The 21,264-nt window shown below is 58.4% G+C and carries 15 protein-coding genes and 1 pseudogene; 8 read left to right on the top strand and 8 right to left on the bottom strand.

The window, feature by feature from the left end; all coding sequences use genetic code 11:
• Positions 1–217 precede the first annotated feature (217 nt).
• Positions 218–2,095 (bottom strand): potassium transporter Kup, encoded by a 1,878-nt coding sequence (locus CUJ91_RS31435; RefSeq protein ID WP_114157982.1) that lies wholly within the window; start codon positions 2,093–2,095, stop codon positions 218–220.
• A gap of 578 nt (positions 2,096–2,673) precedes the next feature.
• On the opposite strand from CUJ91_RS31435, the gene CUJ91_RS31425 reads away from it, so the two are divergent.
• Both CUJ91_RS31425 and CUJ91_RS31420 read left to right on the top strand, forming a co-directional pair.
• The gene (locus CUJ91_RS31425) at positions 2,674–3,402 is read left to right on the top strand and encodes a haloacid dehalogenase type II (RefSeq protein ID WP_114157980.1); all 729 of its coding nucleotides are present in this window, start codon (positions 2,674–2,676) and stop codon (positions 3,400–3,402) included.
• A 258-nt stretch (positions 3,403–3,660) separates the two neighbouring features.
• Positions 3,661–3,850, top strand: a pseudogene (locus tag CUJ91_RS31420) (hypothetical protein).
• 272 nt (positions 3,851–4,122) lie between these two features.
• Here the strand turns inward: CUJ91_RS31420 and CUJ91_RS31415 are convergent.
• Both CUJ91_RS31415 and CUJ91_RS31410 read right to left on the bottom strand, forming a co-directional pair.
• Positions 4,123–4,440: a hypothetical protein gene (locus tag CUJ91_RS31415; protein WP_114158118.1), complete on the bottom strand. Its 318-nt coding sequence runs from the start codon at positions 4,438–4,440 to the stop codon at positions 4,123–4,125.
• Positions 4,441–4,508: 68 nt separating this feature from the next.
• Positions 4,509–4,976, bottom strand: a complete 468-nt coding sequence (locus CUJ91_RS31410; protein WP_006046867.1) for a PRC-barrel domain-containing protein — start codon at positions 4,974–4,976, stop codon at positions 4,509–4,511.
• A gap of 238 nt (positions 4,977–5,214) precedes the next feature.
• On the opposite strand from CUJ91_RS31410, the gene CUJ91_RS31405 reads away from it, so the two are divergent.
• Positions 5,215–5,652, top strand: coding sequence for a response regulator (locus CUJ91_RS31405; protein WP_167450681.1), 438 nt, complete (start codon positions 5,215–5,217; stop codon positions 5,650–5,652).
• A 530-nt stretch (positions 5,653–6,182) separates the two neighbouring features.
• Here the strand turns inward: CUJ91_RS31405 and CUJ91_RS31400 are convergent.
• Complete coding sequence (locus tag CUJ91_RS31400) at positions 6,183–8,033, bottom strand: bifunctional diguanylate cyclase/phosphodiesterase (RefSeq protein ID WP_161966606.1); 1,851 nt, start codon at positions 8,031–8,033, stop codon at positions 6,183–6,185.
• 1,798 nt (positions 8,034–9,831) lie between these two features.
• Here CUJ91_RS31400 and CUJ91_RS31395 point away from each other — a divergent pair.
• The gene (locus CUJ91_RS31395; protein WP_114157978.1) at positions 9,832–10,089 is read left to right on the top strand and encodes a hypothetical protein; all 258 of its coding nucleotides are present in this window, start codon (positions 9,832–9,834) and stop codon (positions 10,087–10,089) included.
• Positions 10,090–10,437: 348 nt separating this feature from the next.
• Here CUJ91_RS31395 and CUJ91_RS31390 read toward each other — a convergent pair whose 3' ends face one another.
• Both CUJ91_RS31390 and CUJ91_RS34990 read right to left on the bottom strand, forming a co-directional pair.
• The gene (locus CUJ91_RS31390; protein ID WP_006046862.1) at positions 10,438–10,782 is read right to left on the bottom strand and encodes a response regulator; all 345 of its coding nucleotides are present in this window, start codon (positions 10,780–10,782) and stop codon (positions 10,438–10,440) included.
• A gap of 3,140 nt (positions 10,783–13,922) precedes the next feature.
• A complete protein-coding gene (locus CUJ91_RS34990; RefSeq protein ID WP_244231055.1) occupies positions 13,923–14,243 on the bottom strand; it encodes a DUF2442 domain-containing protein in 321 nt (106 codons plus the stop codon).
• Positions 14,244–14,461: 218 nt separating this feature from the next.
• Between CUJ91_RS34990 and CUJ91_RS31370 the strand changes: the two genes are divergently transcribed.
• From CUJ91_RS31370 to CUJ91_RS35305, 4 genes are all read left to right on the top strand, one after another.
• On the top strand, positions 14,462–16,630 hold the full coding sequence (locus tag CUJ91_RS31370) for a hybrid sensor histidine kinase/response regulator (RefSeq protein ID WP_114158116.1): 2,169 nt from the start codon (positions 14,462–14,464) through the stop codon (positions 16,628–16,630).
• Positions 16,631–17,278: 648 nt separating this feature from the next.
• Positions 17,279–18,868: a recombinase family protein gene (locus CUJ91_RS31365; RefSeq protein WP_114158115.1), complete on the top strand. Its 1,590-nt coding sequence runs from the start codon at positions 17,279–17,281 to the stop codon at positions 18,866–18,868.
• A gap of 170 nt (positions 18,869–19,038) precedes the next feature.
• Complete coding sequence (locus tag CUJ91_RS34220; RefSeq protein ID WP_157140568.1) at positions 19,039–19,188, top strand: hypothetical protein; 150 nt, start codon at positions 19,039–19,041, stop codon at positions 19,186–19,188.
• Positions 19,185–19,790, top strand: a complete 606-nt coding sequence (locus CUJ91_RS35305; protein ID WP_114157976.1) for a plasmid partitioning protein RepB C-terminal domain-containing protein — start codon at positions 19,185–19,187, stop codon at positions 19,788–19,790. The genes CUJ91_RS34220 and CUJ91_RS35305 overlap by 4 nt, the downstream gene beginning before the upstream one ends.
• Before the next feature lie 29 nt (positions 19,791–19,819).
• Here CUJ91_RS35305 and CUJ91_RS31355 read toward each other — a convergent pair whose 3' ends face one another.
• Positions 19,820–20,170 (bottom strand): hypothetical protein, encoded by a 351-nt coding sequence (locus tag CUJ91_RS31355; RefSeq protein ID WP_114157975.1) that lies wholly within the window; start codon positions 20,168–20,170, stop codon positions 19,820–19,822.
• Between the two features lie 34 nt (positions 20,171–20,204).
• Positions 20,205–21,167: an SOS response-associated peptidase family protein gene (locus tag CUJ91_RS31350; RefSeq protein WP_114157974.1), complete on the bottom strand. Its 963-nt coding sequence runs from the start codon at positions 21,165–21,167 to the stop codon at positions 20,205–20,207.
• Between the last annotated feature and the right edge of the window lie 97 nt (positions 21,168–21,264).

The raw sequence follows: 21,264 nt of genomic DNA, 5'->3' as shown, positions 1-21,264 counted from the left end.
CGCGTCTCGGCTGGTTAGCGGCTGTTGGAGATTTCCCGGATGTTGCGCGCCCGCCACCTATATCGCAGGCGTTCGTTCCTAACGGAGGCCGGCGCTCAATGCTCGTGGAGCGGTTGGCCTCGTTCCAAGCGTGGTACAGCCAACTATCGCCATTTTTCCCAACGTGAGGTTGCCAAGGACGGAGCCGAAACTCTTCGCTCGAGTCGAGCATTACCCTTCAAATCTCTACCTGCGCTCCCAGTTCGATGACCCGATTGGGCGGAATCTTGAAGTAATCAGCCGCGTCGCGAGCGTTGCGAGACATCGCGGAATACAAGGCCTCCCGCCATAGCGCCATGCCGGATTTCGGCGTGGCGAGGACTGTCTGGCGGGCGATAAAGAAGGAGGTTTGCATCGGGTCAATCGAGAGTCCAGCATGCCGACCTTCTTGCAAAGCGCGTGGTATGTCGCGCTCATCCGAGAACCCATAGTAGACGTTGACTTGATAGCAGTGGTGTCCAAGCGGGACCACCTTGATGCGTTCCCTATCCGGAACTCTGGGGATGTCGGTGGCGTACACAGTCAAAAATATCGTTCGTTCATGTAGCACCTGGTTATGCAGTAGGTTATGCAATAGCGCATGGGGTACGCCGTCACCTTCCGCACGGAAGAAGATGGCCGTACCAGGCACGCGCAGTGGTGGATTGATGAAGAGCGACTGGAGGAACTCGTCGAGAGGGATGAGTTGGCGTTGCAGGCTTTGGAATACCAGTTCGCGCCCTCTACGCCACGTCAGCATGAGCATGACCATCAGCGCACTGATTGTTAGCGTAAACCAGCCGCCGCTAATGATTTTCAAACTCGTGGAAGAGAACAAAGCGACGTCAATCGTCAAAAAGAATCCGGTCGCTGCGACCGAAAGCAACAGCGGAAATTTCCAGCCGAAACGAACAACGAAGAACGTCAGCAGCGTCGTCGTCAACATCGTAGCGGTCGCAGCAATGCCATAGGCGGAAGCTAAATTGGAAGACGAGCCGAATCCCACGACGGCCAATATGACAGCCGTTAGCTGGAGCCAGTTGACGAGTGGGATGTAGATTTGCCCCTTTTGACTTTCAGAGGTCTGGCGGATGCGCATACGGGGCAGGAAGCCCAGCGCGATAGCTTGCTGAGTCACTGAAAATGCACCAGAGATTGTCGCCTGCGATGCGATAACGGTCGCCATCGTCGAGAGCACGACCAGCGGATAGACGCTCCAAGGGCCAAGTTGCAGAAAGAAAGGATTCGAAACCGCTGCCGGATTCGATAACAGCAAGGCGCCTTGCCCGAGGTAGTTGAGTGCCAGCGCGGGAGCGACGATAGAAAACCAGGCTAAGCGAACGGTCTTCTTGCCAAAATGGCCCATGTCAGCATACAGCGCTTCGGCACCGGTGAGCGCCAGGACAACTGCACCGAGGGCGACGAAGGCCAACCACCCGTTGTGGATGAGAAAGCCGAGGGCGTGGAGCGGATTGAAGGCAATCAGAATGACCGGGTTCTTAGCGATATTAGCAACGCCCATCGCAGCAAGCGTAATGAACCAGACCAGCACAATCGGGCCGAACCATTTTCCGATACCAGCTGTGCCCCTGCGCTGCAACAAGTACAGTGCAACCAGAACGGCCAATGTCACAGGGATAACATACGGCTTAAGAGCAGGTGCGGCCACTTCCAACCCTTCAATGGCCGACAACACTGAAATGGCTGGCGTAATCACACCGTCGCCGAAAAACAGCCCTGCGCCGACCATGCCAAGCAGCATCACCGGGTAGTACCAACGGGACTTCTGAGTGACCGACGATAGCGCTAACGCGGTCATCGCCATAATGCCGCCTTCCCCTCGGTTGTCCGCCCGCAAAACAAGAGTTACGTACTTGAGCGAAATCACGATTATGAGGCCCCACAAAATCAGCGAGACCACCCCCAGCACATTGACGGGGACAGGCGAAAGACCGTGATGTTTCGCGAATACCTCCTTCATTGTGTAAAGCGGACTGGTTCCAATGTCGCCGTACACAATTCCAATGGCAGCCAGCGTCAGCGCAGCAATGCTACTTTTCTTGGAGTCTGTAGTCACGACGCCGCCTCATTGTTGAGCCTCCAAGCATCTAACGGCGGAGCGAACTGCTGCTCCAGCCCACTACAACATCTGCAACCGTTGCATCGCATCCGACCTCCACTTACGTTCCAGCAGTTCCCCGCGACGGCGCTTCCCAACTTTTGATAGTGATTATAGGCGGGGGCCATTCTTGCCCGCTCCGAATCCGTAGCCGCGAAGTTCGCGCAAGTCTATGCATTCAGGTTGGCAGGACGCTGCATGGAAGTATGCGCACTCTAAAGCGAGACGTTGGCTTGCTGATACTCATAGCGGTGATGGAGGTCTTCCCGGGAGCCGTTTATGCATTCGGGTATGTCGCCGGCCCGCGGGTCTGGTCTCAATGTTTCGAGTGGGAGCTGGCGCGGTCTCGAAACCGGGTGGCGGTCATATCGGCCCGAACGCGCACGTCGTGGCGGTAAATGCCGAGACGCACAACTTCTGCTTTCCACTCAAAAACTTTGGCGGGCACCTGTCCTATCGCCTTGTAGACGCTGCCTTGGTTCTTACAGCGCTGGGCGAGTAGACTTGTCCAGTGCGCCGAGGGAGACGTTCAGGAAATGACCAAGGATTCCGCAATCAAAGCTCTTCTATTCGATGTCTTTGGCACCGTCGTTGATTGGCGAGGCGGTGTTGCGCGACATGTGGGCCCGTTTCTCAGCCGTCGCAACATGGCCGTCGACGCCACCGAGTTCGCAGATGCATGGCGACGCGAATACTCGCCCGCTATGGAAGAAATTAGAAGTGGACGACGGTCGTTTGTCCGCCTTGACGTTCTTCACAAAGAGAATCTGGTCAAGGTCTTGCGCAGCTTCGGCATTGACATCGACTCGGTCACCGCCGACGAACTTGACGAGCTGAACCTTGCCTGGCATCGGCTAGACCCTTGGCCCGATTCTGTGGAAGGGCTATTGAGGCTCAAGCGTCAATTCATTATTGCGCCGCTTTCAAATGGAAATATTAGACTGATGGTGGACATGGCGAAGCGTGCCGCGCTTCCTTGGGACGCCATTCTGGGCGCGGAAGTAGTCAGAGCGTACAAACCATCGCCGCAAGTCTATGCTGACACAACCGATATTCTCGGATTTAGCCCCGCCGAGGTTTGCATGGTCGCGGCGCATAACGGCGATTTGGCGGCAGCGCGTCAATGCGGCCTGAAGACCGCGTTTGTCCTTAGGCCAGTCGAACATGGCCCCGGCCAACAGAGCGACTTACGCGCTGAACAGTCATGGGATTATGAGGCGGCGGACCTAAACGACCTTGCGACACAACTAGGTTGCCCGACTTAACGGTTCCCCAACGTTGAGCCGCTGCCCACGCTTTAAGCAACCAAGCATCGAACAGGACCGAGCTTGCGACGAAAGGCTCGTCGGGTCGCTGGATGCTGTGCTGTGCTCAACTAGCAAACGCATCCTGGATTTCCTGCTCCTCGGAGTCCCTGCGGAAGCTTCGCGCTGACCGCTCATAGATGATTTCTTTCCCAGCTATATTGCGAATGACGCTCATCGCTCACCGAATACGACGCCGCGGGCAATCCCAGTCACCGGCTGCGACTGGAATCGGAGACCGATGGACGAGCCGTCGTGCTGGTGGAAGTCGATGAGCGCCAGCCCGGCATACCCCCGCGAAATGCGCTACGAGATAACGCCTTCAGAGCTGATTGCAGTAATTCGTGCGCACTGTGTGGTGGTGCCAGCAAAGCCTCATGCTGACACGGCCGTAGCGGACCCGGGCTGAGCACCGCCAAGACGCCCCTTTCCCGTCGACGAGGCCGGTTGCGGCCTTAGACTGTCGTGTTCTTCGTGCCTTGGATGGCCGCCCTCAAAGCCCCCGTGCATGCTTGCCGCACGAGAAACTGCCGACGCTCTGCAAAAACTACGTCACCGGCTCGGCCGGACATCGCCTTTGGGGCGGCCCACCATTCCAAGGGGACGGCTGCCTGCGTAATGCGCCGTTACAGCGAACACCGCGGGTCGGCGACGCTTTCCGCAGAAGCAATCTGAAGCCACTCACTGTGCACTGGAGGCTGCGGTATCGGATGCGCCTTTGGCCTGCGCGTCCTTTTGCGGCTTTCGGGTGGGTGGTATCGTCGCATGCGAACCTTTTGACATCGACGTGGCACCGGCAGTACCTCCCGAATTCGGCGCATTCATACCTGCGCCGCCCTGGCCAGCACCGTTCGCGCCACCAACGCCAGCCCCGCCAGCACCCACGCTCGTACCACCGCCACCACCACTGCCACCACCGCCGGCGCCCTGAGCGAACGCGGCACTGACAGACGCCAGCGCCAGAGCTGAGCAAAGTACTGCTGCTTTCATCGTCTTCATGATTGCATCCTCGATAACGCGGACGCCGGCTCTGCGTGCGCGGAAGCCGGCGTCCATGAGAACCGTGTTCAGATGTCGCTCGGCGGCAAGTCTTCTACGCCGCGGGTCGACGACCAGTACGGTTCGCGGTTGTAATACTGATGAACCGTGGTGCCCCAAGTGGTATCCGCCATTGACGGCCAGTGGTCCTTGTCAAAGCCCGGGTCGTCCTTGATGCGTTGAGCATCAATGCTGACGCGAAAACACTTCGCGTCGGTATCGAGCGTGAGCGCGTTCCACGGTATTGCATGCAGGTTCGTGCCCATGCCGAGGAAGCCGCCTTCGGACAGTACTGCGTACGCAATCCTGCCGCTGCGTACGTCAAGCATGATGTCGGAAATTTTGCCCACGTCCTCGCCGTCCGACGAAATCACCTGCGTATCGTCGAGCGTCGCGGCGGCCATCACCTCCGGCCCGGGGCCGTCTCCAGTCCCGCTGCCTACAATGTCCGCGCCGCCCGTTCCCGAGCTGGTGCCTTGCGGGTCTAATGTGCCCATGATGTCCTCCATGTGTAATCGTGCGGAGCTTTATGCGCAACGCATATGCCAGCAGCGCGGGACATGGCGCCGCCATTGGGTCGGTATTCTGCAGACGAATCAGCGAGCCCGTGCGGCGAGTGTCATTGGCGCGCCAGCACCTTAGGACCGGCTTAAAACAGCGAGCGAGCCGCGAACGCGCGTAGGTACACGGCTTGCGAAAAACACATGTGTGCTGCTTTTACGACCATTTCGCATCATGTCCACTGTGCTGCTCGTCGACGATGACTTTGAAAACCGATGGGCGCTGCAACTGGCACTGGAAAGTCGTGGACATCACATCGTGCTGGCGGAGAACGGACGCGACGCACTGACGAAAGCCGTTGCACATTTTCCAGAACTGGTAGTCACCGATTTACAGATGCCCGAGGTGGATGGCAGGGAGCTTTGCCGGCGTCTGAGATGCGCGCCCGTATTTGCAGGCATACCGATAGTCCTGCTGTCGGCCATGCCCGAGCCTGTCGATGAGGTTTGCTACTGGACTGTTTTTCTACGAAAGCCCGCGTCAATGGAGGTGTTGCTGGACATCGTAGATAGGTTCATCGCTGCACGCCTCACATACAAGCGTGCACCCCATACCGCGGCGCATCACGCCGCGGCGCGCTGGCAAGCAATCGATTCCCGGTGTTGGCCTTAGGCGCACCACGGTAGAACATGGAGGCATCGTTGTCAGGACGGCGACTGATGGCATCTGAGCGCACTCACTGCCGCCAATCGCAGGGCCAATTCCCCCACCTAGGTCGCCAAAGACGTTCGAGCGCTGCTTGCGACCGCCCTTCCGTTCGCCGGCTGCATGACTTTTCGGCGTCACGGCCGGTTGCAATGTCTTCTCGAGACGTCGGGCGATATCCACTGGGCCGACAGCATCACCCGCTGCATCACATCGGCGCCGGCTCCGATTGTTTTGACCCGGAGCAGCGTTGACTCGACGACATGCGAGACCGAGAGCCATTCGCCGTCATCTGCCGGGCAAGCAGATGCGCTGCGACCAGACACGCATGCAGTTCCGGTAAGTCAATGGAAGCATCGGGTGTCCCGGGCCATGTCCAAAGCGAGGAGGACGCTCAACTTGCGGGCCTCAAACGTGCCCACGCTCGGGTCTTGCGGGTAGGGGTAACTACAGAGGCAGACTAATGAGCGCCGCTTGCAGAAAAACATTCCGGGGCTTCACGCGGCGAGGTGGCCCTGCCAATGGAACACCCGGTTCCTGCCAAGGCGCTTGGCTTCATACAGTGCCGCGTCGGCTGCGCGGAGCAGGTCAGCTGCATCATTCGTTTCAAGGTCGGTCGTGTGCACAATGCCGATGCTGACCGTGACTTTGCTAAACGGGCTGGAATCGTGACTAATAGAAAGCGCCTCGATTCCGCCGCGAATTCGTTCCGCCGTCCGGGTCGCTACGGCAAGCGAGCACTCCTTGAGGAGGACGACGAACTCTTCGCCGCCGTAACGAGCCGGGAGGTCAACCTTTCTAATCCCGGTTTGTATGTGCTTTGCCACCGTCCGCAAACATTCATCGCCTCGCTGATGGCCAAAACGGTCGTTGAACTGCTTGAAATAGTCTACGTCGATAAACAGGACCGCCATCATCAGGTCATCGCCATTCTCCGGTGTAGCCATGAGCCTCCGCGCGAATTCGACGTCGAAGTACCGCCTGTTCCAGAGTCCTGTCAGACTGTCGATGTAGGCCAAATCTTCGAGTCTCCGTTGCTCGGCATCGCGTTGCTGCTGCGCAAGAATATGCTCGTCAATGTCTCTGAGCGTGAACAACAGGGATGGCTTGTTGTCTCCCGGTCCCACTGGCATGGCAGCCATGAAGCTTCGCACCCAGACAAGAGAGCCGTCTTTGCGGCGAATACGATACTGAACTGACTCGTTCGATTGCACCGAGGCCGCTTGCCTCATTGCGAGTTGAACACGTGCTACATCGTCTCGGTGCAATAGCCCGGATATGTGTGCTCCGACGAGATGCGATGCAGAGAAGCCGAGAACCGACGTCACCCGGGGTGATACGTATTGAAAGACGCCGTCGGGGTCGAGCTGCAGGATGACTTCTTCAGTGTGTTCAGCCAAGGTGCGAAATTGGCGTTGTCCGTCCGTGAGCAGGACAAGAAGGCGATGTCGCTGAACCTCCAATGCCGTAATGGGTAGCACGATTGACAATGCGGCTAGCGTGAAGACCTGAAGGGCCAGTATCCGCTCCTCCATCGTATGAAATCCAATCAACCACAGCGGACCCGCGCCTCGCACCGTGAACGGCACCGCAATGCTCATGCAGATAAGTATCCCCAGGAGGACCGTGGAAAGCTCTGCGTGAAATGCTAACAGGGCGAGAGGAGGCAGAACCCAGTAAAGCAGAGAGTGAGTGTTCTGTCCAAATATCAGTGCGGTAACGCAGCCAACCAACAATAATAGAGCTACAGACTTCGCCCGGCTACCGGGCTGCAGAAAACTGCGCCACTCTCCCGATATCATGTTGATGGTTACCGGCGTGAATATTAGAATACCTAACGAATCAGATATGACCCAGTTGGAGAAAGAAGAAAAGGGGTGCGTTGTAAAGACCCCCTCAAGCAGAAATACAGCAGCAAGCCCTGAAATAAGTGGTGCAAAAATCCCTGCGATGATGACGAAGCGGAAAAGGATTCTAGGGACTATTAGTTCATCGGCCGAATGAACCTGGGGCAAGAGCAAGGCCGCCGCACATACCTCAATTAACCCGCAAGCGGTAAACGATAGGGACACGTAGAGACTTTCTCCGCCCAGCAGATTTGCCGCAAGATTCCCCACGAACCCGCCAATAAGGACGGATGCTTTGCGGTGTCGACGAACTGTCAGCAGGTGCCCCAGCAGGTAGCCGGCGGCTATCCACACCGCAACGATTTCACCCGCCATTGTCTTCAACTGCCCACTAACAACTACGAGACAGAAAGATGCGATGGCAGCGATGGTAACCACGCGCATCTGGTTACGTGTATCAATCGGCACTGCGGTTAGCGTTGGAGCCCCGTCGTCATCCATCTTCCACCCTGTCTGAGTTGTTCGCATTGTGAGAAGGTCTGCGGATGTTGCTGCATTCAACCCCTTTGCCAATCGTATTTCCAGTAGCCATGCGCAAACTGGACGGCAAGTAGGCGGACCCCGTGCTTGCTGAGAGCCAGTTCCAGTGCCCTCGCTTTTGGCCATTTTCGAATGTTGAAAAGTGCAACGGCACAACTGGCCAAAGGGACAAGACGAAAGTGCGCTCAGCTATGCACAGTCGGTGCCAACTTCCTGGCCGTGTCACGTCTTTTGCAACAAATTCTCCGGCCCGTAAAGCGGGCCGCGTGGGCGCGTCCACAGACGCATTGCAATGCAGTCTCAAATGGAGACCCGACCGATGCCGGATGGGACGGCTCTTCGGGACGAATGGAATATGGCTCGAAACATTTCATCCCCGATACGAGACGAGTCAAAAAATCATGCGACGTTCGCCATCGCTTCGTCAGACACCGCCATATCGCGAATGGAACCCTTCTCATTGTTGAGCGCTCGCTCGCAGTCGGGAAACGTTGCACTTATGAAAAGCGAAATCGTCGATTAGCGCTCCTCCATCTTCGGTCGGCTTACCTGAAAGGACGCCAAGCTCTTGTTGGCCTGATGCATTCATGAAACGCCGACGGTGTTGTTTAAAGCGAGAAGAGTGCTGTTCCAGCGTGCAAGAAGAGACGACGTCTATGCGGATGGCGGCGACTGCGTTCTGCTACACCTCGCGCTCCCTCTCATACTGTGCCAAGGGGAACGGGTCGGGCTTCATGCGGGCCGGCGCAATGAAGGCGCGCGTCACATATCCGGCTAGCGTCGGTCAACGCCTCTTCTTACCGCCTGCCCGTCGGTAATTGGTCGTTATCCCCAGCGCCTTGTTCCGACGGATGATGAATACGCTGAGTATGATTGCGATAACAATCAGCACTGTTAGCACTCCGGTCAGCCCGATTCCGCGGCTAGACGCGTTCATGCGGTTTCCGGAAGAGGTGACCCCTGGCGACGGGGCATTACTCGCGGCAGGTTGCGGCAGCGTGGCGCCGGCCTCCCTGCCTTGAAGCGCCTGCGAGGCTCCAGCCGGCGGCGATGCTGCAGATGCGGAAAGACTGTCATCGTCTGACATAACAGCGTCTGCACCAGATGCGGCTGCAACAGGAGCCGGTTCTGATACGGAAGTCATGTTCGCAGTGTTCGATTCAACGGCTTTAGTTTTGATTTTCCCTCGTCCGAACACTGTGTCAATGCAAAGGATGTCGGCGCAGGCGCTCCCGGATTGTCTCCATTGGGTGAGTCGCGCGGCGAGCTTCCCGCCGCGGAGCAGCGCCTGCGGCGCAGCGACGATATCGTTCCGCTCGTTGCTGCGAATGGCATGGCCACAGACGACGCGTACGACTGATGAGCGGGTTGCCGCGCATTCAATGTCTCGCGACCATACTATTGTCGAAACGAAGGCTGCCATGTACACCAGCAGGTCCAGACACTGCCTCGTACGCATCAGACCTCCTCTATTCCGTGACCGCCCTTGGGCATCTGTCGAAGCTCATCATGGCACATTGATACCCAAAGGTTTTAGCCCGAAACCATTACGCGGCAAGAAGCGCGTTTGAGAAGTCTCCGGAATACAAGCCTTCGAGTGCCCGAGCCTTTGCTTCCAAGGTGTCGTTGTGGGAAGCAGTGCCACTCGGCGCCCCGTAGCGCAGGCTTCCCATTGCTCTCATGTTGTCGCGCGAGCTGGCTCCGTTTTGGGAACAGCCGTTGCGCATCTGTTGGAACACACATCAACAGGAGCGTCAAAATGGCTACACAACCTACCGAGCAGCGCGCGCCCGACGACAAATCCGAGAAGGACGTCGATGCAGCAGTCGAAGATACGTTTCCCGCGAGCGACCCGCCGTCGACAGGTGGAGCGACCAAAATCGGAGCAGACGAGCACGCTGGAACGCAGACGGACAGCGACGTGCCGGGAACCGAACCGGACGAAGACGTTCCCGACGAGGAGACACCTCCGGAGCCGTCTCCCGGCGACGAGCCGCTGGGCGAAAAGGCACCGTGAACGGTAAGTTCAGGTGTGCAACGAAAGAGGCCCGCAAGATTTGCGGCGGGCCCATTCAGGCTGCAACAAGGGCATGCGATGGGTGTGTCGCCCATCCAGTGTCCCGTTGCCCTGCCGGCGATGCGGATACGTCGTTTAGTATGAACGACCCGTTCGAACGGCGTTAGCGGTTCCACGCGGCCCGTTAGTCACTGTGTCGTGCGCAGAAGATTCCGCCAGCTTCGGAACTTTGAACGCGCAGCTCTCGGGTGCGCGCCAATGTCCAGCCCTCGCGTGCCTCGCAGGGTGCGCGTTTTGCTTTGAGCCGCCTCGGCCGTTAGCGCGGTACTGGCGCCGATTCTGCGACTATCAAGTCAGTTGTGAAACCAGCGTTAGTAACTGCTCCACGACCACCGGCTTCTGAACATACGCATCGAAACGGGGCGCGTGCCGGTCTGTTGGCTGCGGGCCGTCGGATAACAGGATGACAGGAAGCCCTTTGCCCGGGTCCGCGTGTCGTAGCAGCTTGCTTAAGGCGAGTTTGTCGAGCATCTTCGAGTCCGTGACAACCACGTCCGGGAGTCTTCCCGATACCATCTCCAAGGCCTCCAAGCCATCCAGCGCCGTCATGGTGTGATGCCCCCTCAACTCCAGACAAACGCGCAGGTCCTCAATCAGATTGGGCTCTTTGCCGACCAACAGTATTCTGCTCATGGACTTCCTCGCTTGGCTACTTTACAGGCGCATGGGACGTGCCTACTCGTGCGCGTGGCGGAGAGCCGCTACTGGAAGCCGGCAGGCTCCGTTGCCACCTCGAGCGACGTGCATCTCGCTAGTGCACCGCCACACGCCGCACTCGCAAGCGAGGGCGGCAACGCCGCTTCTTCCAGCATGGAATGTGTGGTTGCGAAAGGAGGAACTCGGAGGAGGGCCGACCGTATCGTGGCGCCGGTGAATCGTCTTCAAACCGCCGGCCCCAAGCTGAGCAAGCCGGCTATTCATCCCGCAACCACGCACAGGCGGTACATGCGGCGTCACCTCTCCTTGTCGTCGCCAAGTTCGGGATGCAAACGAATGTGCAGGCATGCAAGCCAGCGCCCACGAAAGGTTGGACGAATCGAGATTATGCGCGGCGGGCATCCTTCAACAACGACATGGCGTTGTCGAAGCGCTGCGTCGAATGCTCGACGTGCGTCAGAAAGCACCCATCGGTAACCGAGCAACACGGTTGCCGCACCATACAGAACGAGAGCAGTCGGGGGAACGGCGCCTGCGTTCAGGTCGACAGCAAGTGAAAGCACTATCGCGCTGGTCTCGGCGATGGAGGCCGCAATGACAGCTACCGTTAGTTGAGCCTTTAGTTTGGCTATGAGACCTGGTTCCAAGTCGAGCCTCGTTGACACTTTGCGACTCACACCGCTTGTAGTGCATATCCCCCGATGATGGCGATTCGAAGCCTCGGATAGGGAGCGACGTCAAGAGGCCCCAGCAGGACCGCCGGGCTACGGGCTCTCCGTCGTCGGCCCGGTGTCGGCCGATTTGTCGGTGGGTTTGTCTTCGCCAAACGGGCATCGTCTGGGCAGACAACGCCGGTTGCAATCTCACCTTTCGCTCCGTCCCCATCGGCGGTCCAGCCGGGCCTTCGCGTAAGAAACCGCGTATTCACACGCCGCTTTCTCGCTACAGAAATATTTCAACGGCCCATAGATGCGCTGTTTGCCGACCCCATTGGTAACAATAGCAGTCGCGACATACCCACGTACCGATAACGACGCCACAGGCATTATGATAGCGCCCGCGTACTCAACCGGTTCGGCGTGCATGGTAGGTACCTCCCCAGCCCGGCAGACTAACAAAGATGACGGCGAGTTACGCGCGTGCGCTAGCAAACATGACTGACCGCACCTGAGCGTTTGTCAGCACGCACAATGCCTGCGACTGCAGTTATGGAGCTGGCGGTGATGCAGGTTGTTTAGTGGACGAAAGGTGGCGACAACAGTGGCGGCTTTCGTGGCCCGCTTACGGGTGCAACGTTGGGCCTCTGTCGGCGCGTGTACAGAACATCGGAAAGAGGAATGCATCCGGCCGAACCGCAATCATCGACACCACCGGAACCAGCGCGGCTGCTCTGGGAGCCCCTCTCCGTCCTACGTCCGCTAGTCACGCGCATTTGGCGTCAAGATGCGTTGGCCACGTCACTCGGAGAAGATACGACGGTGCAGCTCTTCTTACCAAGGTCCATTGGGCAGAAACTGCCGCCACAGGTCGGTCCTCCGACTGAGAGCCCTTCACTGGGCACCGCATCGAGACGCGTCTTGCCAATGGAGCACAATCACGGCGTCGCTGCCGCATTGGAGGCTGTTCTTGAATCCATGGACCCACGGCAACGCATGTCGCAAGCATCTGACGATGCGCTAGTGGTCCTGCAGTCTGGAGCGCGTTACGACCTCGTCCTTTCCGACGTACAGATGCCCGAAAAGACCAACGGCATCGACCTTACGGAGTGAGCAAAGCAGAACAGACCTCACCAGACGATAGCGCTCATGACCGGATATACCGACGAATTGGACAGAGCGCGGCGTACCGGGTGCCAATCGTTGCAAAACCATTCGGCAGTAGTGAACTAGTCGCGCTGCTCGCCCAGGTTTGCCGTAGGAGCTCAAGCGGATCGTCTCAATCTCGCCGCTGCGCGCAACGATGAAGCGAGCATTGGCATGACGGGCTCGAGCTCAATGCATCGCTTGTCTGCGTCTACTGAAGCGTCGTGGCGTTTTAGTCCCGCCCGATGACAGCGCCCTTAAGCACAGTTGTGCATCGTCAGGAAAAATACTCCGGCGCTATGGCACGGACAGAGAGCACCTCGTCCCTACGCGTGTTCGGTCTGCTTCCTCGATTTCAACTACGCGCCACCCGTGTCTCTATCGCCGCGGCGACCGGCCAACGGTCGAACGGTCAGTCCGTGTGCGCACGACCGATACGGCCGGCTGGACCGTGTATTCCGACGCACTGACCGCCCAAAGTTTCGCGTGCGATGCGCCGCCGCCGGACGCCGCGAAGCGGCTGAAGCGGACAGGGAACTGAGAGCCGAAACACAGCTGCCGGGCTTCAGTTCTGGATGTCGGCCACGTGCAACTGCCAATTGAGGCTTCCTGACGTTCTCCTGAGGAAGTCAAGTATCTCTGCCTTCGGGGTCGAAAATATCGGAGGTCTCGTTATCATGGACTTCTCCGGAACCGTAACATCGTGTGCAGAGCTGCCAGCGCTCTCCGTCGCATTTTGGGCACGTGATGGTGTTGGACGTGCGAGACACTTCTGAAACAGTCTCAATTTCGGTTATCTGCAGCTTTCCCGTCCCGCCACATTTTTCGCACTTGATTTTTCCTTGGCCACCACATTGCTGACAGGTAGTCATGGTCTCCCCTCCTGGTGGTTAGGTGGACATGACCATACTACTCCGAGCGCCTGAGAGCACGAAGCCAGATACTGGCCTCCACGAACTCGCGCAGTTACTTGCCGGGCGACGAGAATCTGTCGGCGTGGTACTGGGCCAATCGTGCCTTTTTGAGAACACGTGACGGACCTACGCGGCGCTCAGCGACCCGCCCCGACCCGACAGCGACAAGGCGTTCGCTTCGCTCGTGAATAAGACAGTGGAACTGGCGAAAAGCAAAACGGCGCTTGGACTACCGGGCTACCTCGGACCCGAACGCTGACGGGTCAAGAAAGGCCGACGCTTGCGTCGTCCGCGCCGGCTGCGCATGCGCGAGAGGTCCCGGCAGCAAAGCTAAATGCGAAAACACTAGCGACCCATGTTCTCGGGTCGGTATGAAAGCAACGCTGGAACGTTCACGTCCTCATCTATTTCGGGCGCAGAATATCTGCGCATGGTCTAGCGAGATGGCAAAGTGTTCACGCTCGGCTGCTGAGGCTTCCTGCAGCACGGGAAACCAGTCCAGTGGGAATTGAACCGCGGGACCCTCGGACATGTCGAGAAACAGGTTCACGCTGTCAAAATGCACGTCCACCGCAGTGCGCTCCATGGTCGCCTCCTCAATCAGAATCATCTTGAAGATAGGTCGCGGCAAAGCTGCGCTCAAGAGTGCATTTAGTTCGAGAATCCAGCCAGAATGCTCAATGTGTAACGGCAGCCGGACGTTCCCATGCAGGCGAGTCAAGACTTATCCACTTGCGTCGCGGACAACATAGGATAAGGTTATCCTGGCAGCAGGTTGTCAACCTGCCTCTCAGTGGCACAGCGCGGCGGAAAGTGACAGTCGATGAACGAATATCCGATGTGTGAAACGGTTCACTAACCTTGGAACCTCCTGGGCGACGCCTTCCCGCAGTACTATGTTCGCGCGTAGCAATAAACGACTTGCGGGAGTCTCTCACCTTGGCGGTCGACCAAAGCAGTGAGCCCGATGTACCGATACCGGCGCGCAATTTCGAGGTGACGCGGCGCGTGCTCGCCGTCGTCCTGTTTTTGTCGGTCCTTGTTCCTCTCGGTTGCGTCGCGGGCTATGGCTACTTCGACTATCAGCGGCGTATTACCGACTCAAGCGACATAGTGGACCGCCTGACCAGGGTGGCCCAGGAGCACGCGCTGAAGATTGCCGACATGAACCACGAAATCGAAACGCGCATTGTCGAACTCCTCGATACCGACAATGACGACGAAGTGCGCAGGCATGAGGGCCCTGTACATAGCAGGCTCAGCACAATTGCGGCGGACTACCCGCAGCTTGCAGCCATCTCCGTGTTCGGTACCCACGGCGACTTGCTGGCGAGCAGCCGCTTTTTCCCGGTGCCGCCAATTTCCATCGCCGGACGCGAAGACTTTCGAGGGGCACTGGCGTCAGCGCCCGCTCCCTACTTCTCCCGGCCGTTATCCGGCAAAGTTATGCAGTCCGACATTTTCACGACAAACATGGCACGGGTCGGGAAGGACGGAGTTTTGCTCGGCGTTGTATCCATCGCGCTAAAGCGGCAGTATTTCAGCGAATTCTACGCGGACTTGACCAATTCCAACCCGGCGTTACTCGTTGGACTGTATCGGCAGGACGGGACCATTCTGGCTAGACTTCCGGACGTCGGGACCTTGAGCAATCCCGCGCCAGATACTCCCTTTACGATTGCGCTTGGACAGGCGGTGAAAGTTGGCCGGGTCAATATGGTCTCCACGGTTGACGGTGTCGAGAGAATTCTATCGTTCCGGCGCGTCGGAAGGTACCCGCTGTACGTCGCGAGCGGCTATTCCACGGCGGCAATACACGAGCAATGGCGCAAACACTTCATGGTCGTCGCGATGTTCGCGCTTGTCCCGTGCGTCGCGCTCTGGTCACTGATTGTTTTCTCGCATCGTCAACTGCGAACCGAGGAAGCGGCATGGAATCATTGGAAAGCGGAGTGGGTACGGCGAGCGTCCGCTGAAGCCTCGAGCCGGCAGCTACGGCGCATGGGCGCGCTGGGAAATCTGGTGGCGCGAGTGGCCCACGATTTCAACAATCTGCTGATGGTGGTAGCCGCAAATATGGAATTAGCGACGCGAAAGAACTATACGAACGTTGAGAAGGAGGTTACTGCTGTAAAGCGAGCGACAATCGGAGCGGAAGAACTTGCCCGTAGGCTCATGAGCGTCGCGCGTAAGCAGCCGCTGAAGCATGAAGTCGTTGACCTTGCTACGTGGTTTCGGAGTGCCAGTGACATCATAGGCACGGCTCTCACCGAGAAAATCCAGATGACCTTGGACGTCGCGCCAGGTACCGGGTTAGTCAAGGTGGACGCCACCGAGCTCGAGTCTGCGATTCTCAACATTGCGGTGAATGCGAGGGATGCAATGCCGGATGGAGGACGTTTCTCTATCCGATGCTCAAATATTCACCTGAGAGAAGTCGAAACCAGACTGCCCGCAGGAGAATACGTGCTTATAGCGCTTTCGGATGACGGGCACGGGATGCCTCCGGCGGTGAGAGAGCACGCGTTCGAGCCGCTTTTTACCACCAAAGCGCTCGGCGCCGGCACCGGTCTTGGTCTCGCGCAGGTACTGGCAACGTGCGAGCAATCAGGTGGAACTGCGATGATAGAAAGCGAGCCTGGCAGAGGAACAACGCTGAAACTGTTTTTGCCTCCATACATAGGTACAGAAGGTGTTGTCCAACCGGCGTCGCCGAAACAAGCTGCTGCCGCAGCGCCTACGCCTCAGCACGTGTTCGTAGTAGAAGACAACCCGGAAGTGGCCGCCGGACTTTGCGCCGTTCTGGAGATGCTCGGATGCACAGTACGGCACGCGATGACGGCCGACGAAGCCCTTGAGGTGCTCATCCAGGGCGCCGCTTTCGACTTCGTGCTTTCAGACGTGCATCTGCCCGGCAAAATGAGCGGTATCGACTTTGCAGAACACGTCCGGAGCAGATGGCCGGCGCAGAAGATTGCCTTGATGACCGGCTACGCCGACGAACTGGAGCGCGCAAAACTGGGCGGCGTAATCGTTTTGGCAAAGCCGTTCAATATCGACGAACTGACATTGCTGATGAGCGACAGCGTTGCCTTCGCCCAGCCGTAGCCGTAGCCGTAGCCATAGCCATAGCCAGCGCACATAGCCAGAGCCATTAGCTGCTTTGCGTTTCAGCAATGCGTTGAGCCGGGCCAATGTGGTTTCCCCTTTCCTTGCGCATGAGGCTTCCTTCGAGCATCCACAGGATGCGGTTGCCCGCCCTAAAAAGAGTCTCATCCATTCATGGCTTTAATGTCTAAGAGACTCTTCGAGATACGAATGAGTAAAGACATATCTAGCGAACGAGGTTTTAACTTTTCTGAAGGCCACTTTAGGCGGGAGCGCCCCCCCCCGCAGACCGATTCTTCCATGCTAGCGGCTCTGGAAAGCTGCTCTTTCGAGAAGGCGCTCAATTCATCGCGCATCGGTAGCTTCAATCCGTCACAAAATGACTTATGCCGGTGCCGCTTGCAAGCCATTCCCGAGGTTGATTCCTCACAGGCTTGCGCTTCCGCAACGTATTAACTCGTATTCGCAATTCCGCGAAAACCCGCGAGAGGGCCGCAATTGAAGGAATAGCCGTGCAACCGGACAGTGCGCACTTGGGCAAGGGGTTGGCGGGTACTAACGAGGTTCAACAGGAGGCTGGAAAGGAATTGGCTTGACTTCCTGCTCGAAGTCACTACTACAGACGTGTGTTGCTGTCGGACCTACATCATGGCCTCTCCGACGAAAAGCGGAACCAATCCACATGCGCTTCATCGAGCGGCGCAGTACATCCGCATGTCGACTGACCACCAGGAGTATTCACCGCTGTTCCAGCGGGAGGCTATCGCGGAATATGCGCGCGCTCACAATTTCCGCGTCGTTTGCGATTACGAAGACGCGGGCCTGAGCGGGCTCACATTCAGGCAACGTCCGGCGCTTGTGCAACTGCTGCTGGACGTTGAGAATCCACGCCGGAGATTCAATACCATTCTGGTCTTCGACGTGAGCCGTTGGGGCCGCTTCCAGGACGTGGATGAAGCGGCTTTCTACGAGTACGCGTGCAGGCGCGCAGGCGTAAACGTAATTTACGTCGCGGAGTCGTTCTCGAACGATGCGAGCCCCGCAACGTCTGTCATGAAAGCACTAAAACGGGCGATGGCGGCAGAGTTTAGCCGGGAGATGTCCCGTAAGGTCTTCCTTGGGCAATGTCTGAACGCGCAGCGCGGATTTCATGCGGGTGGGCCACCCGGTTATGGTCTGCAACGTATTCTCATTGATTCGAAGCATGAGACAAGACGCGGCCTTGCACGCTACGAATACAAGAGCGTGCAGAGCGACCGCGTCGTCATCGCGCCCGCATCCACGACCGAAGCGTCGCTGGTCAGGAAGATGTACGAATGGTATGCAACGCAAACGGTCACAGGCGTTGGCATTGCGAAGCGCCTCAATGATTTTGGCCTGCGCAACCGCTCGGGGCGGCCTTGGGACGCCCAGAACATTCTGCGCATCCTTCGCAATGAAGCGTACGTCGGTACTAACGTTTACAGCAGGACGTCCTCAAAGCTCGATGGAGCATGGCAGCAGGTTCCGCGTCAGGAATGGATACGTCTCGAGAATGCGTTTGAGCCCGTAGTCGACAGGCGGGTCTTCGCGGCCGTGCAGAAGAAGATGGAGGCGAACCGGAGGCAGTCTACGCGCGCAGAGATACTCGATGGCTTGCGCAAAGTTATAGCGAAAGCCGGCAAGCTCGACCAGGCGACCCTGAGGTATTACCGGAGCGCTCCGTCGGTTGAGCAGGTCATGCGCGAGTTTGGGAGCCTTTACAAAGCGTATGACGAGGTAGGTTACGTACCGAGGCTTGCGTCCGAACGGTCTTTGAACCGACGCACCGAGCAGAACGTGGAACACCACGTCGCGGACGTCACTCTCGATGCGTTGAGGAGGCAGGGCCACGATGTCCGTTACGAAAAGCATACCAGCACGTTTTGCGTCGATAACTGGCTGAGACTGAACCTTGCCGTTCGCAGCCCGTGGCTCATCGGCGGCCACCTGCCCTATTGGGTCGCACGTTGGCCGGACAGCTTCCCTGTCGACTTCCTTGTCTATGGCCGCATTGCGCGGGCAGGCACAGAGTTGCTCGACTTCCACATCTTCCCCAGCGGAAGTCTGGTGCCTGGAGCATTTACCGTTGTCTGCCGCCACGGACAGACACATTTCGGCATGTACCAGCGGCCCGACCTGCGCTCACTGCTGGTTATCGCCGAGAGCGTTCCTTTCGAAATAACGCCGGTTGATGGCACGACCGGGAGCGGACAATGAAGCCGGCACACGGCGGTGCACGAAGTGTCGCGGGGAAAGCTGCACCTGGTGGTCGGCATGACAAGACGGTGCCTCATGTGCGAGGCGCGCGCGGTCGGGCAACGCCGGAGTCGAAGGCGCAATCGGTTCTGACAGAGGAACTGCGCCGACAGCGCAACATGGTGAGTCGCATGAGCGATACCGACCGGGAGATTACGCTGGTACTCGACATTCTGCGCGAGTTGACGCGTGACCCGGGGTTCGTCGCGCTGATGAACACCCGGGGCTTCACGACGCTTCCCCGGCTCCTTCACGAGCGCCTGACCGGCCGTCCGCGATGAGGAAAGCGCAAAGCCCGCGATTCATATGCCGCACCGTTAGCTCAGGCAATCGGGTGCCCGGGAATCTCTGCCCCGAAGCCGCAGCGATGGTGGCGGAACAAACGCTGCCAGCACGGACAGCGCAGGCGCTCGAGAAAATGTCCCCGGCGCGCCAGGTTGAGGCCGTCTCCACTATTGTCCGGCAGGACAACCTCACCGGCGATTTCGCTCGCGCACTGCTGACAGCGACGCCCGCGAGCATGCGTGTAGATGCTGCGCATGGCCACGTTTCACCTCCTGATTGCGTGCGTCGACTGGGTCGCATTGTGCAAAGACTCACCGCACTACAGCAGGATGCGGAATGCCTGCGGTCTCGCCATGACGGGAACCTGCTACTTCTGACACTTGCCGCGGGTTGGGCCAGAGGATGGGTTCGCGACGCCGTCATCGCGCAATGGCTTAAGTCGCGCCGACCCGATTACGCTGCGGTGCTGGAGCGCCTTGTACAGGACGCGGACTACGCGATTGTGCCGGGCCGCCGCATGAAGCTTGCATACGAAGTGGCCGGCGGCATGGTAGCTGCCGCTCGTCGAAGCAAAGGACGCAGAAGAAGGTGCCTGTAGACAGTCGAAACCTTGCTTCAGAAAGAGCCTCAATCAACCAGGTGTCTCAGACAGTACTGGTAAATTTCACGCGCCACGGGCGAACGGAAGTCGAGCCGCAGGTTTTCGCAAAAGAGCGCCGGGACGGATTTGGGTGTCACGGCCGGTTGCAACGTCTTCTCGAGACGTCGGGCGATATCCACTGCCTGGGCGGACAGCATCACGCGCTGCATGACATCGGCGCCTCCCCCGTTCGTTTTGAGCCAGAGCTGCATTGACTCGACGACATGCGCGGCCGACAGCCATTCGCCCGTCATCTGCCGGGCAAGCAGATGCGCTGCGACGAGGTAGGCAAGCAGCTCCGCGCGGGCGTGCAGGTCGAGGTTAAGCGGGTTATTCACTCTTTTACAGGAGCCATAGTGCGGTTAGACGGAGTCAGGCGGCCAGCCGATGCTCGTAGTATGGCCGGTCCCTGTCGTCCAGTATCGCGTACATTGCGTCCAGGTTCGACGGGTCAGGGTTGAGCCAGGCGTCGACGTTTTCCGGCTTGATGGGGATGATGCACCGGTCGTGACCGGCAGCAGCAATCTCCGGTGGCGGCTCGTCGGTGATGGCGGCGAACGAGAGTAAATCTGGGTGACCGGGCGCAGTCCATCGCGACCAGAGGCAAGCCACATGCATCAGTTCGCCGTTGGCCGGGCGGAATTCGAGCACTACGTTCTCGTCGCGCTCGTGTGTCTCGAGAAGCGTGCCTTCAAATTTGGCCTTGCTCACGTTCTCGTAAAAGACCTCAACCAGCAGAATGCCGTGAGTATGTCCAAAGCACGGTTTCCAGAATCCTTGCAGGCTGTCCCTGCGGGCGTTATAAGTTCCGGGAAATTTGATATCGTAAGACGCCGGTTTGCCTGCAATGCGGCATTGATAACGCATCGGCTTGACGACGCGCTTTCCCTTTTCTGAAATCATCACGGGCGCGTAGTGACCTGGGAAAATGCGCGAGTCACGCGGTTCAGGCTCCGTGCGCTGGAGGTCGTCAATTCTGGCTTTGGCCCAGGCAATCTTGGCGGTTGCTATGCGCCGACTTTCGCTGGCAGCCTTCGTAATTCTCGTCTGCAGGGCTCGTTCGGCATCGGCCAGCCGCTTGCGCTGCCTGAACAGGTCCTGCTCGAGCTCTGTCGCCCGTGCAGCATTGAACCGGCCGATGAGGGTAGCGATTTCGCGTTCCGCTTCGTTCTCTGGTTGCGCGAATGCGGCCTCCATGGCCTTCGGTACCTTCGCATTGCTGATGTCTTCGGCTCGCTCAAAAAACAGGCGCGCAAACTCATGAATGTCCATGATGGCGCCGAAGGTGCGCACAAATTTTCGGTAGTCCGCGACTATCTGGGCCGAGTAGCACATCAGTTCCTCCGGTATCCATCACATGAGTGGGCTGCTGATGAAGTGCCCCTAGCTGGAATCGACACCTTTACTGCCCGCCGGCGGTCGGCGTCGGCAA

The organism is Paraburkholderia graminis (genome assembly GCF_003330785.1).
Lineage (GTDB): Bacteria > Pseudomonadota > Gammaproteobacteria > Burkholderiales > Burkholderiaceae > Paraburkholderia > Paraburkholderia graminis.
Note: the sequence above shows the minus strand (reverse complement) of the source record. Positions and strands in the feature narration are given on the sequence as shown.

Excerpts from the sequence above, each read along its gene's own strand:
- CUJ91_RS31425 (WP_114157980.1), top strand. The coding sequence starts at position 2,674 with ATGACCAAGGATTCCGCAATCAAAGCTCTTCTATTCGATGTCTTTGGC.
- CUJ91_RS31415 (WP_114158118.1), bottom strand. The coding sequence starts at position 4,440 with ATGAAGACGATGAAAGCAGCAGTACTTTGCTCAGCTCTGGCGCTGGCG.
- CUJ91_RS31410 (WP_006046867.1), bottom strand. The coding sequence starts at position 4,976 with ATGGGCACATTAGACCCGCAAGGCACCAGCTCGGGAACGGGCGGCGCG.
- CUJ91_RS31405 (WP_167450681.1), top strand. The coding sequence starts at position 5,215 with ATGTCCACTGTGCTGCTCGTCGACGATGACTTTGAAAACCGATGGGCG.
- CUJ91_RS31400 (WP_161966606.1), bottom strand. The coding sequence starts at position 8,033 with ATGGATGACGACGGGGCTCCAACGCTAACCGCAGTGCCGATTGATACA.
- CUJ91_RS31395 (WP_114157978.1), top strand. The coding sequence starts at position 9,832 with ATGGCTACACAACCTACCGAGCAGCGCGCGCCCGACGACAAATCCGAG.
- CUJ91_RS31390 (WP_006046862.1), bottom strand. The coding sequence starts at position 10,782 with ATGAGCAGAATACTGTTGGTCGGCAAAGAGCCCAATCTGATTGAGGAC.
- CUJ91_RS31365 (WP_114158115.1), top strand. The coding sequence starts at position 17,279 with ATGGCCTCTCCGACGAAAAGCGGAACCAATCCACATGCGCTTCATCGA.
- CUJ91_RS34220 (WP_157140568.1), top strand. The coding sequence starts at position 19,039 with ATGAGCGATACCGACCGGGAGATTACGCTGGTACTCGACATTCTGCGC.
- CUJ91_RS35305 (WP_114157976.1), top strand. The coding sequence starts at position 19,185 with ATGAGGAAAGCGCAAAGCCCGCGATTCATATGCCGCACCGTTAGCTCA.
- CUJ91_RS31350 (WP_114157974.1), bottom strand. The coding sequence starts at position 21,167 with ATGTGCTACTCGGCCCAGATAGTCGCGGACTACCGAAAATTTGTGCGC.